The 15,562-nt window shown below is 44.0% G+C and carries 9 protein-coding genes and 1 tRNA gene; 4 read left to right on the forward strand and 6 right to left on the reverse strand.

The genetic code is table 11. The features are described from left to right. The first annotated feature begins 400 nt into the window (after window positions 1-400). A complete protein-coding gene (gene fumC / locus GUA87_RS13095; protein WP_193716978.1) occupies window positions 401-1,783 on the forward strand; it encodes a class II fumarate hydratase in 1,383 nt (460 codons plus the stop codon). Window positions 1,784-1,878: 95 nt separating this feature from the next. Here fumC and GUA87_RS13100 read toward each other — a convergent pair whose 3' ends face one another. The 4 genes from GUA87_RS13100 to hflK all read right to left on the reverse strand — a co-directional run bounded on the left by GUA87_RS13100 (window position 1,879) and on the right by hflK (window position 5,724). Then, window positions 1,879-2,061, reverse strand: coding sequence for a hypothetical protein (locus GUA87_RS13100; protein WP_193716979.1), 183 nt, complete (start codon window positions 2,059-2,061; stop codon window positions 1,879-1,881). A 251-nt stretch (window positions 2,062-2,312) separates the two neighbouring features. Beyond that, window positions 2,313-3,650 (reverse strand): Na+/H+ antiporter NhaA, encoded by a 1,338-nt coding sequence (nhaA, locus tag GUA87_RS13105; RefSeq protein ID WP_193716980.1) that lies wholly within the window; start codon window positions 3,648-3,650, stop codon window positions 2,313-2,315. 35 nt (window positions 3,651-3,685) lie between these two features. Continuing rightward, window positions 3,686-4,663, reverse strand: a complete 978-nt coding sequence (hflC, locus tag GUA87_RS13110; protein ID WP_193716981.1) for a protease modulator HflC — start codon at window positions 4,661-4,663, stop codon at window positions 3,686-3,688. Beyond that, on the reverse strand, window positions 4,660-5,724 hold the full coding sequence (gene hflK, locus GUA87_RS13115; RefSeq protein WP_193716982.1) for an FtsH protease activity modulator HflK: 1,065 nt from the start codon (window positions 5,722-5,724) through the stop codon (window positions 4,660-4,662). Before hflK ends, hflC begins: the two co-directional genes overlap by 4 nt. Window positions 5,725-6,733: 1,009 nt before the next feature. On the opposite strand from hflK, the gene GUA87_RS13120 reads away from it, so the two are divergent. Both GUA87_RS13120 and GUA87_RS13125 read left to right on the forward strand, forming a co-directional pair. After that, entirely contained in the window at window positions 6,734-6,892 is a 159-nt protein-coding gene (locus tag GUA87_RS13120) for a hypothetical protein (RefSeq protein ID WP_193716983.1), read from the forward strand. A gap of 5 nt (window positions 6,893-6,897) precedes the next feature. Next, on the forward strand, window positions 6,898-7,989 hold the full coding sequence (locus GUA87_RS13125; RefSeq protein ID WP_227711864.1) for a fatty acid desaturase: 1,092 nt from the start codon (window positions 6,898-6,900) through the stop codon (window positions 7,987-7,989). 33 nt (window positions 7,990-8,022) lie between these two features. Here the strand turns inward: GUA87_RS13125 and GUA87_RS13130 are convergent, their stop codons facing one another. After that, window positions 8,023-12,435, reverse strand: a complete 4,413-nt coding sequence (locus GUA87_RS13130; RefSeq protein ID WP_193716984.1) for a chemotaxis protein CheB — start codon at window positions 12,433-12,435, stop codon at window positions 8,023-8,025. A gap of 810 nt (window positions 12,436-13,245) precedes the next feature. Here GUA87_RS13130 and GUA87_RS13135 point away from each other — a divergent pair. Then, window positions 13,246-15,105, forward strand: a complete 1,860-nt coding sequence (locus GUA87_RS13135) for an SLC13 family permease (RefSeq protein ID WP_193716985.1) — start codon at window positions 13,246-13,248, stop codon at window positions 15,103-15,105. A gap of 311 nt (window positions 15,106-15,416) precedes the next feature. Here GUA87_RS13135 and GUA87_RS13140 read toward each other — a convergent pair. After that, a tRNA-Met gene (locus GUA87_RS13140) sits at window positions 15,417-15,493 on the reverse strand. Window positions 15,494-15,562: the final 69 nt, after the last annotated feature.

Here is a 15,562-nt window from a genome sequence, read left to right on the forward strand (position 1 = left end):
AATTGGTTGCGGGGGCTCGCAACCATCTTTATTTGCTTATATATAAAACACTTAGAAACACTACAGCTACCTATCTGATTTTTATTATTCCTTTTATTCAATTGATCATGGGTACTGATTAACAAACAGCAAACAATCCCCCTAAAATTGACATTTTTTTAGTATAAAAAGTCAAATAAGCAAGACATGTTAATTGAATAGATCTTCATGTAATTGAATAATCTTCACGCCCACTATTAAATATTAATTTGCATTGAATTACAGGCGGCGATTTCAAATTTATTAAAAAAAATGATTTTCAAAACTAGAGACCAAAACAAGAAGCATGTCTTTACGAACCTAACTAGTAATTAATCACTTGTGCACTCGGGGGAAACACCCAAGTCAGAGGGATGTAAATATGTCAAGCATACGAATAGAAAGTGATTCCTTGGGAAAAATTAAGGTCCACGCCGATAAATATTGGGGGGCTCAAACCCAACGATCACTTGAAAACTTCAGCATTGGTGAAGAAAAAATGCCAACGCCTATCATCAGGGCATTGGCCCTACAAAAAATGTCAGCCGCCAAAACAAATCTAGAATTGGGAATGTTGGACGAGGGTCTAAGCAATGCCATTCTTGCAGCCGCACAAGAAATTGCAGAAGGTAAATTAGACGACCATTTTCCGCTCGTTGTTTGGCAAACAGGCTCCGGCACCCACACCAACATGAATGCGAATGAAGTTATTGCCAATCGGGCTATTGAACTTCTTGGGGGAAAGTTAGGAAGCAAAAAACCGGTTCACCCACAAGATCATGTCAATCTTGGGCAAAGTTCCAACGATACATTTCCAACCGTTATGTCCATTGCAATTGCGACAGAAGTTCAACAGTCACTTATTCCAGCTCTGACCCAGTTTCAGGAAGCGCTTTCGAAGAAGGTTACTGAATTTGACCACATCATTAAGATCGGCAGAACCCATACACAGGACGCAACCCCCATCACTCTTGGGCAAGAGTTTTCAGGATATGCAAGGCAAATTAAACTAGGTTTAGCCCGTATCAAAAGTTCTTTTCCACGCCTCCTGGAGCTAGCACAGGGAGGAACGGCTGTAGGTACTGGCCTCAATTCCTCTCCTGAATTTGCAGAACTCTTCGCCACGCATATTGCAAAGGCAACAGGCCTACCCTTTAAATCAGCCTACAACAAATTTGAAGCGATTGCAGCAAACGATGTTGCAGTAGAATTCTCTGGTGTTCTCAATACTCTTGCTGTTAGTTGCATGAAGATAGCGAATGACATCCGCTTCCTAGCGAGTGGTCCAAGATGCGGCCTTCAAGAATTGTCACTTCCAGCAAACGAACCAGGCTCTTCAATTATGCCAGGGAAAATCAATCCAACCCAATGTGAAGCCATAACACAAGTTTGTGCCCAAGTTATGGGAAATCACGTAACGATCACTATCGCTGGCTCGAACGGCCATTTTGAGCTAAACGCCTTCAAGCCTGTCATCATATACAATATGCTCCAGTCTATTCGCCTATTGTCAGATGCCATTGACAGCTTCACCCGTAATTGTGTTTTAGGGATCGTTGCCAATGAAAAGCGGATCAAGGAGTTAATGGAACAATCGCTTATGCTGGTGACCGCGCTAACACCGCATATTGGTTATGATAAAGCTGCCCAAATAGCCACAAAAGCCTATGTTGAAGACCTAACCTTAAAAGAGGCTGCCTTAAAGCTGAAATTTGTCAGCTCTGCACAATTTGATGATTGGGTACAACCCCGTAAAATGATTTAAATTCAAAGCCCAGCAGATATGGTCAAGCAAGATAGTTGTTGATTTCCTGATAGGTGCGTTATCCAGCTAACGGTAGATTGAAAGAGAATTTCAAACTAACAAAGTTTTGATTGATTTCGTTTCGCCTGAGCCAAAGCATCTTTCAAATTTGAGTATCGATACTTGCCAAAAAAGAAGTAATCAACGGGCACTCTTTTTATGCCGTATTTTGCCATTTCTGTTTCCTCTAAAGCCGAAATGGATTGACTTGTTTTGGCTAGTTCATTTTGATCACTCATATCAATTCCTTTCAATATCATCATTTAAATTTCTGAATACATTACAAAATGATGGTTCTATTTAAACACGAGCTTTTTATATAATAATTAGAATGACTTATTATAGGCTCTAAGTTCCAGATTTAGTTAGATATAGGAGTATTTAATTTAATCTATTCATTCCACACTACTCACCCACTAGAGACAGTCTTAGCGGCTCAAATAATGGGAGACGTCTAAGGCTCACCTACTGACTCGTTAAGAGTTTAATTTCAGATTTTCCCCAGCTTTGTTGCATAGCTATTTCTCACTACAATCAAGACTAAAATCATGATGCCTAAGAAAGCAGATATCATTGATCCCACAAGAATTCCTAGCTTTGCAGAATTTAGTAATTCCTGACTAAATGCCAAGTTAGCGATAAAAAATGACATGGTGAAACCGATACCTGTTAGAAAAGCACCCGCAACAAGCAAAGACCAGGATAGCCCCTCCTCTCGAACCGCAATACGACATTGCACAGCGAACCAGCTGAAACTAATCACGCCAATTGGCTTCCCAAAGACCAAGCCCACAATAATTGCCATTGAAACTGGGCTAGCAAGGTGAACTTCGCCAATCGCAATTCCTGTGTTCGCTAACGCGAAGAGTGGTAAGATGACTAGACCGACCCAGGGATGCAACATATGCTCCAGTCGTTCAACCGGAGACAGAGTTTCTCTAAACGCCCGACCCAACTGCCGCAAGTCACTTTTACTGGCCGTCTCACTGCTCTTTTCTTCTCCTTGAAGAGACGTAAACACACGGCCTAGCATCGCACTCATACGTTTTCCACTTACCCAGATTTTAGTAGGCGTCATTAGCCCAAGAACAACTCCACAAATTGTCGGATGAATACCGCTACTGTCAAAACATAACCAAATTCCTGCCCCCAACACAAAATAAACGGGAACACTTCTCAATCCTAATCGAGCTAATATTGCTATCGCCCCGAGCCCCAAGCCCCCTAGGGCAATTGCGTTCCAGTTCAAGTCCCCTCCATAACCAATTGTCATTACTAAAATGGCCCCTAAATCATCAAAAATTGCGAGCGACAATAGGAACAAACGAAGAGACGAAGGGACTCGAGAACCGAAAAGGGCAAGGCACCCAATTACAAATGCGGTGTCTGTCGCCATTACAGTTCCCCACCCATTCATACCGGGGCGGTCATACAGAAATATCAAATAAAGTATGACCGGAACAACCATGCCACCAAGAGCTGCCATGACTGGAAACATCGCAATTCTAATCCTCTGCATTTCTCCCAACACAATCTGACGTTTGAGTTCCAGTGAAATAACAAAGAAAAAAAATGTCATCAGTCCTTCGTTGGTCCAATGCCTCAATGAGCGACTAAAGTCCATATCAGCGAAATGAAGGCCAATCGAAATCTCCCAGAAAGACAAGAAAGGTTCCGACCAATTCGAGTTAGCCAATATCATTGCTAAAACTAAAGCGAGGAAAAGGAAGGAGCCTGCCACTGACTCAATTCGCACAAATCTCGCTAAAGGTCTCGTAAATTGGTGGGAAAATTCACTAGGGAGGTATGAGTCCCCTTGATCTTGCATGGCACCTATTCGCTTTCTAAAAAATTCTGCCTACTTCATTCCTTCCAAGTATCAGGGTCCATTCCCTTCAAGAACTTGAAAAGTTCGCTTTCAGTGGACAATACTAACGTCGTGTTTGCGGCAATGATTGTCTGATACGCCTGCATGGTTTTTGTGAACTCATAAAATTGCACTGCCTGAGGACTTTGATTATAAGCTGCTGCGTAAATCTCCGTTGCCTTTGCGTCTGCCAAACCGCGGATTTCCTCAACCCTCTGATAGGCTTCGGATTGAATTTTATTCAAATCACGCACCCGATTTCCGCGAATTCTCGCCGCTTCTCCGTTCCCTTCAGATAAAAAACGCTCTGCAATTTGCCGTCTTTCACTAATCATGCGATCGTAAATTTTCGGCCGTACACTCTCATTATAGTTGATGCGTTTGAAACGGATATCCAGCAGTTCAATTCCAAAAACTTCCACCTTCTTGGCAGCCGCTGCGAAAACTTCTTGCTCTACAAGTTTACGCCCTTTTCGAATAGGCACCAGCGAGCCAATATCTTGTTCCCGCTCCATATCAGTCAATAGGGTATCGCGCAACGGCACCCGATCCATTGTCGTTCGAATAACTTCAATCAATTCATGCTTGGCAACCGCATTGCGGGTTTCACTGCCTAGAATATCGTCCAAACGCGATTGAGCGCTTCGCTCATCACGCAGCCTCAGGAAATATTGCAGTGGATCCGTAATTCTCCAACGGGCAAATAAATCAACGGAGATGTAGAGCTTGTCTTTGGTCGGCATATCAGAGGGATTACCGTCCCACTCCAAAACTCGTCTATCAATAGGATTGACTTCCTGAATAAAAGGGATCTTGAACTTTAGTCCTGCACTAACGATCGGCGATCCAACCGGTTTGCCAAATTGTGTGATAATGGCTTGCTCGACTTCGCTCACCGTATACACTGAACTAGCCACGATATATGCACCGACACCCAAAAAAATTATGATCACAAGTTGCTTAATTCCATTCATGGCCGCACGTCCTTATCTCGCTCCAGATTAAGGAGCGGCAAGATACTTCTTGTATGTTCATCAATAATTATTTTCGATTTTATGTTGGGCATAACTTCTTGTAAGGTCTCAAGATAGATACGACGGCGCGTGACTTCTGGCGCTTTACTATATTCCGACAACAAAGCCATAAAACGGGCTGCGTCGCCTTGAGCTTCATTAATACGTCTTAGACGATAGCCATCAGCTTCACGAATTCTTTGATCTTTTTCACCCTCAGCTAGCGGAATGACCTTGTTATAGTCACGCCTAGCTTCATTAATCAGCTTCTCCTTCTCCTGCTGTGCTTGATTAACCTCGTTAAAAGATTCTTGAACCGGTTTGGGAGGGTTAATATTCTTCAACTGCACCTGATCAATGCTGATCCCCATAGCGTACTTGGTCGAGAGCGCCTGCATCTTGACCAGTGCTTCATTTTCGATTTCCTGCCGACCTATTGTAATCACTTCGTCAACGGTTCGATCGCCAACCACTTCGCGCATGACCGACTCAGACACATATCGAAGTGTTTCGCTTGGTTCCCGAACCTCGAAAAGAAATTTGACAGAATCCGCTATTCGATATTGTACAACCCATTCAACCAGAGCTGCATTCAAATCACCGGTTACCATCTGAGTCTCGCGTGTTGCATCGCGAGGGCGAGGACTTTGGTAGGGGTCACGTCCACCCGAAGTGATAAATCCAAATTCCTGTTTCAACTGACGTTTAACCGGAACAATTGTTGCCTCGTCTATGCCAAGTGGCAATTTGAAATGGAGCCCCGGCGGTACATTTTTAAGATACTTTCCGAAACGTTGTATAACAGCGACAGAGTCACTAGGAACAGTATAGTATGAAGTCCACACCGCCAAACCAACGCTTATAATAACCACAATAATCAATCCTCCCCAAAGCCCCCCTCCCGGCTGAAACTTCTTAAATCGATCCTGTATACGTTGTCCCATTTCTTCAATATCTAGTCCTAAGCCAGGCCTGCCACCCCAAGGGTTCCCCTCATTACCACTTCCACTTTTCCATGGCATTATTATACCCTTTCAAATATTCTCTATATTTCGAATTTCTGTCTTCAAGACAAAGCTAAACTATCAATCCCGTACACTAGATGACTGCAGTTTTACTGACCTAACTGCCATTCTTTCATTTTCTCCTCGCGCAATGGCGGTCTTAACTTCCTTCTCCTTTTTTGGCGGAGCCGGATCTATTTTTGAACTATTGGAGACGTTTGAACATAACGCGCTGAAGATCTTATCTAGCCCCTTCTCAATTTCCCCCCAGTGTGCTTAGGATGCACTCAAAAGCTTATCAGTTTGCATTGCGATATTTCGCTTCAAAGGATCGTTAGGAACAGCTAATTTTGCCTGGATCGGGTACGAAATAACGCGCCCGACTCCTTTGTTGTTTATATGTTTTTCTGTTTTCACCTGAGGGGTCCCTACTCGTTGGCTGTGTTTTAGGAGGAACGTCGGTTTAACCGAACGTCAAAAACCGAATGGTATAACGCATCTTCTTGGAGATTGATTACACGCGGACTTTTCCAAGACAATCTGTTCTAGGGGGTGAAATAACCAATAGTCATATTGGTTATTGCGCATAGTAGAAAAGTAGGCTTCTCATTGGTTTTGCCTACCCTCGGAAACTACTCATGACGAGCAATATTTCAGCTATATTTGGCTTCTCATGGGCAAATCTTGTTGAGTCAATTCCTCGTTTGTGAAAAAACGAGGAATGCTAGTTTGAATAAACATCCTCCGAATAATCGCTAGAACAGCATTGGGTATAAAAAGCTAGTAAAGCCTATGCCTATCTTACAGCTATTCTAACGGTATCGTTTCAAATGCATCACAAATTTGCCGGCCCCTCCGTTTATCAATAAGCTTACCGTGTCACTAGGCTTGAGTATATTCCGAACCTGTTGTCAGCCATCTCGATTCTATACAATGAATCATTGGTTCGAATTCAAATGTATTTTTTCTCCATTTATTCGGGATCGGAGGCCTCTTGTGAGCTTTCTCCTTCATTTAGAGTTTCCAAATGATACATAAACTTACCCTCATCTTATTTGTTATCTCATTCGTCTTTACACTTGGCGCTTGCGGAGATACGTGGGGCGGCTTGAAAAAAGACACAGGTGAGAATATGGAAAGAACAGGTGGCGCTTTAGAGGATGCGGGCACAAAGGTCAAAGGATAGCTTCTATGATGAATCAAACTGATTGCAAAAATGGCAAGCAAAAGAGTGATAAGACAGATCTCATCGTTGAAGCCCCCCATTCCAGGTCTAACAAGCGGCAGGAACTTGCACGGCAATGGGCGAAAACAATCAAGCCCCATGCACGAGCATCGACAAGGCAAAGTGTCCTACAAATTTTAAACACAACGTTGCCGTTGATCATACTGTGGGTGGCGATGTTATTCACAGTGAACAAAGCCTATTGGCTAACCCTTTTACTATCAGTACTTGCAGCCGCATTCACGGTTCGACTTTTTATGATCCAACATGACTGCGGACATCGGTCATTCTTTACCTCCCGCCGCCTGAATGATTTTGTTGGTACATTGATCGGTATTGTAACGTTAACCCCACACGAATACTGGCGCAGCGCGCATAACATTCATCATGCCGCCTGCGGCAATCTAGAAAACCGTGGCATAGGCGATATTACACTTCTTACAAAAGCAGAATATTTGAACTTACCGTTTTGGCGACGGCTGGCTTACCGACTGTACCGCAACCCTCTAATAATTTTAGGGATCGGGCCAATCTATTTGTTCGTTTTTAAGAACCGGCTGCCACTGGATCTTATTTTCCAACGCCCAATGCTACTGATCAGTGTGATGCTCACAAACATCGGAATTGCCGGTACGATCGTCGGCCTTGGTTTAAGTTTTGGCTTTCTCGACATTATAAAAGTGCAGCTTCCTATCGTTCTACTATCTTCAACAATTGGTGTGTGGTTATTTTATGTTCAACACCAATTTGAATTCACATACTGGCAAAAAAACAAGGATTGGGATTTCTATGAATCCGCAATAGCTTCAAGTAGCTACTATGACTTACCGCAACCGCTCCGCTGGTTTTCAAGCGATATCGGCATTCATCATATCCATCATCTTTCGTGCCGCATTCCTAACTATAATCTTAAGGAATGTCTCACAGATATTCCTACCCTTCGAACCCTCAACCGCATTGGCTTGCGAGAGAGTTTCCATTGCCTTCGATTTGCACTTTGGGATGAGGATGCTCAACGATTGATTTCGTTTAGAAAACTCCGCAAACTCAAAGCTTAAACACTAAAACCTTTGCTGCGATTTTGTCAGGATTCATGCTTTAGGCTCTTTTTTTGTGGTTTTCTTTCCAGAATTTTTTAATTTTCTGCCCGCTGTAATTGCGAGCCGAGCAAGCTCTGGTAAGGATTTCGTTTCTGTCTTTGTCATAACTGCGGCCCGGTGATTTTCAACTGTGCGCTGACTGATGCCTAGATCCGCTGCTATATTCTTGCTAGGTTGACCTGCAAGAACCAGTTCCATAATTTGCCTTTGCCGTGTTGTGAGACCTTCGATCCGCCGTATTGCGTCGTCCTGAAACTCTGATAACTTGACTTCATTCTGAGAAAGGTCCAGCGCGCGTTCAACACTTGTGATCAGCTTGTTTGGATCTAGGGGTTTCTCGATAAAGTCCAAAGCCCCTGCTTTCATTGCCTGGACAGCCATTGCGACGTCACCATTACCAGTAATCACGATAGTCGGAAGCTGGGCGTTTTTTTCTTTTAACACTTCAAGCAATTCAACTCCACTCATCCCCGGAAGAAAAGCGTCAATTAGAAGGCATGCCTGGTGACCGCTGCGGTATGTTTCCAGAAAGGCTTCAGCCGTTTCAAAAACTTCTACACCCCGGCCTTTGTCAACGAAGAGTTCCTGAACGGCCTCCCGAATATGACTATCGTCGTCTACCACAAAAATAAGTGGTAAGTCAGGTTCATAATCCACTGGTTTTTGACTAGAACTCTTTTCCAAATGTGAGGAAGCAAGCAAATTCTGGATGGATTGTAGCAAGTCTTCTGGGTTGACCGGCTTGTCCAGCTTTAAGCAGTCGTGTCCTGCAATCAAGCGCAGGGTCGAGGTCGAAATATCACCCGTCAAAATGATTGCAGGAATACTTAGACCGATCCTTTCTCTTGTATTCTCTACAAGCTCCAAACCGTTCACACCTTTGGGTAAGTTGAAATCGGAAATAATCAGGTCCGGTTGATCGTCACCGTGAACCGGAAGTTTAGCAGCCAGGACTCCGTCCTGCGCTGTCATCGTTTCATAACCCTCGGTACTCAGAAGAAGTTCCAAGAGATCCAAAACATCAGGATCGTCTTCAACAATTAGAATTTTCCCGGCTCGACAAGCACTACCTTTTTGTTCCCGTTCTTTATTCGCGCCAAATATGTTCTTGGTTAAGTTTGGTATCTCCGTTGCTATTAAGACATCAACTGAAAAGACAGAACCTTTGGAGGGCAACGATCTAACATGCAACGAATGCCCCAGAAGTTCCCCAAGCCTTTGTACAATGGACAGACCAAGTCCCAGACCAAGTCGCCGCTCACGGGCTTCATTATTGATTTGATGGTACTCTTCAAAAATCGCTTTGTATTCCCCTTCAGGAATACCGATACCCGTATCCCAAACCTGAATACTGAGTGTGTTTCCATGACGTCGACATCCAAGTAAAATCTTACCTTTTTTAGTATATTTTATGGCATTTGCGAGTAGGTTACGGATCATTTGTTCCAGCAATCGCTGATCGCTATGAATATACAGGTTACTAGGGACTGTGCGAAAAGCTAGCCCCTGTGCCTGTGCATGATATCCAAATTCACTGCTTAAACGATCAAGCATTTCAGCAATCGGAAAATCAATTTTATCGACTTTTACCGTACCCGCATCAATTTGGTTAATATCAAGCAGAGCATTCAACATACCCGACATCGCGCCCAATGTTTCTTCCATCCGGCCGAGCAATTTTTTTGCGGGAGCTCCTTCAACCAATTTGGCTAAAATCCCTTGCAAGAGCGCAAGTGTTTGCAAGGGCTGTCGGAGATCATGACTAGCTGCAGATAGGAAGCGTGATTTCGCCTCGTTCGCCAGTTCCGCCCGCGATTTAGTTGCCTCCAGTTCCATTGACGTTTGTTTGCGTTCGGTAATATCGACAAAAGTAATGACAACGCCAGCTACCAAATCGCTCTGGGCTCTATAGGGAAATACTCGAATGACATACCAATCACCCTTTTTGGTAACAATTTCCCGCTCGAAAGCTTCCTCTCTCTGCAATACAGTCTGGGCATCTGCTAACAGAATATCATTCGAGATCAACGTATTAAGGTCTCTGAGAGGCCTACCAATGTCACCTGCTATGAGGTTAAAAAGTGATTTTATAGCTGGGGTAAAGAAGCGAATATTAAAGTTTCTATCAAGAAAAAGTGTAGCAACGTCAGTGCTAAAAAGGACGTTTTGTAGGTCATTGGACGTCGTTCGCTGCTGATCAAGGGCCTCTTGAAGTTGATTATTGAGCGCCGTCAGTTCCTCATTCAGTGATTGTAGTTCCTCCTTGGAAGTCAGCAGCTCCTCGTTTGTAGACTGGTACTCTTCACTTGCTGATTTAATTTCATGATTAAGCGTTATTTGTTCAGCATTTGATTCTTCAAGGTTGCGGATCGCCCCCTCAAGTTCAGCTCTGGTTTCCTTCAGTTCCAGTTCGAGTTTAAGCTCGCGCGGTGTTACTTCCTTCGCTGCCGCTCCGACATCTGCCATCGTATCGTTAGATGGCTCCTTAAAACAGACCAGCAAGAGTTCATCATCTTCGTTCAAAACCGGTTCAACAATGATATTGAATCTTTCACCTTGATCTGTTGTACCTCCATCTATGGTAATCAATCTATTTGTCTCGATGGACCGATGAACGGCAGAGCGGAGTTTTGTTCGTAGAGTTGGCCGGATCATGGCGAAGAGATCCTGTGTTGGAAGACCTGATGCCACACGCAAATAACGATCTGTAGGCCCCAACGAATATAAAATCTCAAATTTTCGGTTAATCAGTACAACAGCAGGGGCATAATTTTCCAGAACCAATCGCTGGTAAATATCTGCTAGCCCAGCCTGTGGGGAGGTTTTCTTGTCTTGTTTAGATTGAACTACCGGTTGAATATTGAAAGTATTTCGGACAGGTATCTGGACTTTGCTTGTCTGACGATGAACGACATGCCGATAAAGCCCATAGGTCTTGGATATTACTGCAAAACGTTTATCTGTAATATTAATACTCTCCGATCCGCCAAGCAACAACACACCGTTCTTGTGCAGCGAAAAATGGAAAACTGAAATAATCTTCGTTTGAGCTGCGGGCTCCAGGTAAATGAGAAGGTTCCGACAAGACACAAAATCAAGTCGCGAGAAGGGCGGGTCTCCCAGAACATCATGCACTGTAAAAATGACCGTGCTACGTAGTTCTTCTGTGACCCTATAACTATGATCTTCTTTAACAAAGAATCGATTAAGCCGAGCCGGAGTTAATTCAGCCTCAATTGCATCTGGATATAGACCTTCTCGGGCCTGAGCAATTGCATCCGGATCAACGTCGGATGCAAAGACTTGCAGCTTGATGTCATGACCTGATGCCGCAATTTCCTCCAGAAACAACATCGCCAGAGAATATGCCTCTTGGCCTGTACTACAGCCGGCACTCCAGATCCTTACCGGCTGCCCAGATACCTTGTTTGCTACAATTTTGGGGATAATATCCCGGACCAGACTATCAAATACCTCTACATCCCGGAAAAAACTTGTGACATTAATCAGTAAATCGTTAGCCAAATGCTCTAATTCATCGGGATCGCTTCTTAAAATTTCAAGATAGCGGCTCACATCACCTTCAACATTCGATATCCCTATCCGTCTTTCTATACGGCGTTGGATCGTCCCTGTTTTATATTGTGAAAAATTATAGCTTGTCCGCGTACGCAGCAAATTCACAATTTCCGGCAGCCAACTCTCAAGAAAGTCAATTTCGGATAAACCTACTTGAATATCCCCCGTTGATATCTGCTGGTCAAATCTAAGTATTGCTGCTGGTATTTTATCAACAGGCAAAACAATATCTACTAGACCTGTCATAATGGCACTTCGCGGCATCCCATCATACTCAGCGTCTTCCGGCTCTTGCGCAATTACGAGACCATTATTTTCATTTATCGCTCTCAAACCTGTGCTGCCATCGTTTCCCGTCCCAGAGAGAACAACACACATCGCCCTCGAACCATAGACTTCCGCCATTGAACTCAACAAGTAATCAAACGGCAAGCGAGTACTATTACCTTCTTGTGGTAGAGTGAGTTTCAGAACATCCCCAGCAAGCGATAAATAATACCCCGGTGGAATGATATAAAGATGATCTGGCCTAAGTGACATGTCGTTTTTCGCTTGCACAACTTTCAACGAAGTATGGCTACCCAACAAATCAACCAGTAGACTTTCATGGGTTGGATCCAAATGTTGCACAAGGAGATAGGCCATCCGGGTCTCAGCCGGTAACGCTTGAAGAAATTTTTTGCAAGCGTCAAGCCCCCCGGCTGAGGCGCCGATCGCAACAACGGAATAATGTGAAGTGGACCCCGACTGCTCAGACGTCAACGCATTACTCTTTTTTGATCGAGGTAAAGGAGTTAATTTTGAAGGTGGTGCTTTTTTTCTCATATAACCTACCTTCTTTTCATTAAGCATAATTTTATTTAAGCATTGAGAGAAACAGGTAGAGGAGTAATATTTCAGAGATAATAAACGCTAAATTAATGTTGCGTTGAAAAAAAATTTTGTTCCTACGGAAAATCATTTGAAACAGTGCAAATAACTGCATAATAATGCAGAAATATATACTAATTTACGTCAACAATCAATCAAAATAGAAACTCAATTTTAATTCTAGTATACCTCTCCAATAAAATTTTTCTTTAATACATTTCTTACAAAACTAACTCTAATATTTATCGTCATCTAAGTATAGGCCCAAGAATTTCCTATGCCTACTTGATGTAGAACTCTTCACTAAGGTAGTCTTAAGAGAGTTCGAGTACGCGATTAGGCGGGTTTGCATTTCTTCTTACCAATGCTTTGAGGGAGATTACCCTGCCTACGAAAAGATTAGAGACAGACACTTTGGGCGAAATCGCCGTACTCATATGTTCCAGTTTCGAAAATTTAACCTTTATCGAAAAAATATCATAAGTTGTATAATTTAATTAACAAACCACTATTACTATATGATACCCTTATTCTTCCAATCAATGCGATTATTGTGACCTGTCTTATGGCCCGATCAAAACGCCATATTGACGTCAATAACTACAACACCACCTTTAGCTGATAAATAAGCACATATACACCATGGACCTCAGACAAACAGAACACTGCGTTCCTAATCTTCGTTCATCCCATGCAGAGATCTAGTTTTAATTGCCAAGACAGTGCCCGTAATCCCATTGGACTGAATTAGCACAGGAGCCAGATATGACCACGGCACTTACAGGAACAGTTCATATGTGGATAACATACCTGCTGGTCATAGCTTCGATTATTGGCTTCGCCTCGGAACGTATTCGGATAGAAGTTACTTCCCTTTTGATATTGGCCGCTATGCTAGCCACATTCGAACTTTTCCCCATCACAAATTTCAATGAAGAAAATCCCTTAAATTCTACTCGTTTGCTTATTGGCTTTGCCAACCCTGCTCTAGTTGCAGTATTGGCACTGCAAGTGATCGGTAACGGCCTGCGACGCTCCGGTGCGCTGGATTGGGTTCTCAAATTATTTCTCAAGCACACAGGTAAACGCAGCAAATTAGCCATCTTCATCAGTTTCGCAACTGTATTTGTAGTTAGTCCCTTCGTAAACAATACGCCGGTAGTAGTAATCTTCATCCCGATCCTTGAAACCATATCAAGGCGCCATTTCATGAGTCCTAGCTCGCTAATGATGCCACTCTCCTTCATCGCTATCTTGGCCGGCATGACGACATTGGTGGGCTCCTCCACCAATCTTCTGGTATCCGGCACCCTCGGTCAGTTGGGTGAAGAACCGCTTGGTTTCTTCGATTTCACGATTCCTGGGCTCATACTGGCTGGCACCGGCCTTTTATATATTTTATTTGTCATGCCACACCTATTGCCTCAACGTCATTCACCATTTCAACGCTTCATCACCGACAGATCCCGACACTTCATCGCACAGTTGACAGTTGGGTCTGAAGCAAAGTTAATTGGGGCTAACGCAAAATTTAATCTACTTGGAATACGCGGCACTCGCCTTCTTCTTGTACAACGTGGAGAGCACTCCGTTGGAACACCCTTTAGTAACCTCAAAATATGCCAGGGGGATATTTTGATCGTTATGGCAACGCAAACTGCGCTGGCCGAAACACAAACAAAATTTCCACGTCTCATGTTCAGTGCATCTGGAAAGTTGGATCTCCCAAAAGACGAAAATGATCACAAAACATGGCTTACCAACGACCAACTTGTTGTTGAGGCCATGGTTGCACCAGGTTCCGGATTAGCAGGACACACCCTAAAAGAAATCGGATTCCGCGCCCGTTACAACTGCCTTGTGTTGGGAATAGAGAGGCATTCACGGGTGATCCGTCGTCATTTGACTGACACTATGCTCCAGGAGGGTGACGTTCTGGTGCTACAGGGAAATACTCAAACATTGGATAATATGCGCGAACAGCGTAATCTCATACTGCTAGACGGGAGCATACAGCCAGTTCCCAGTGCCCGGAATGCAAAAAATGCTGGGATTATTTTCACGGCTACGATCATAACTGCATCTACGGGCATTCTGCCAATTGCTGCAGCAGCGGTTATTGGTGTCGTGCTGATGCTGATAACCAGAGTTCTCACACTCCCTCAAGCCACCGCAGCTCTGGATCAACGTATATTTCTAATGGTAGGTACATCTCTAGCACTCGGTGCGGCTATGCTGGAAACCGGCGCAGCTTCCTATCTCGCTCAAGGTGTCATTGCGGTGGTGGGTTCTTTTGGCCCAGTCGTTGTCTTATCAACCTTGTTCCTTTTAGTGGCATTTTTGACCAACATAATGTCCAACAACGCTACAGCAATTATATTTACCCCAATAGCCCTTAGTCTTGCAAGTAGCCTCCACACCTCGCCTACACCCTTTATCCTAGCTGTCCTGTTTGGCGCAAACTGCTCCTTTGCAACTCCTATTAGTTACCAAACCAATCTACTCGTCATGAGTCCTGGATATTATCGCTTTAAAGATTTTATACGGGCAGGTGGACCACTTGTAATAATCTTGTGGATTGCCTTTAGTCTTTTTATACCCCGGTATTATGGAATACTTCATTAAAGGCAAATAAAGCTGTTTTAGGTAAGGTTTCATTTATTTGCCCCATCTTTGCGGCTTTGCCGCTTGTCGGGCTCCTTGGGAGGTTCATTCACCGTGCCCCGTTACAAAGTTTAAGGGCCCGCCCTCTAGTGAGGACGAGCCCTTAAATTGGTTGCGGGGGCAGGATTTAGCGTCGCTTTGCTCCGTAGCGTCTGGCGCGCTATCGCGCTGGCCGCGAACCTCGGACAGCCTTGAAGGCTTTCCTTAAGGCTCACTTCATGGACCACACAACCAACAAAAAAGGCCCCACCTTACGGTAGGGCCATTTTTATTGGTTGCGGGGGCAGGATTTGAACCTGCGACCTTCAGGTTATGAGCCTGACGAGCTACCGGGCTGCTCCACCCCGCGTCAAACTTGTTTGACGCAGTCGGCGCGGGTAATGCTTAAGCATTGCCAGCCGACCGTGTTTAAACTTGT

Origin of the sequence: Sneathiella sp. P13V-1 (assembly GCF_015143595.1) — a bacterium.
Classification (GTDB): domain Bacteria; phylum Pseudomonadota; class Alphaproteobacteria; order Sneathiellales; family Sneathiellaceae; genus Sneathiella.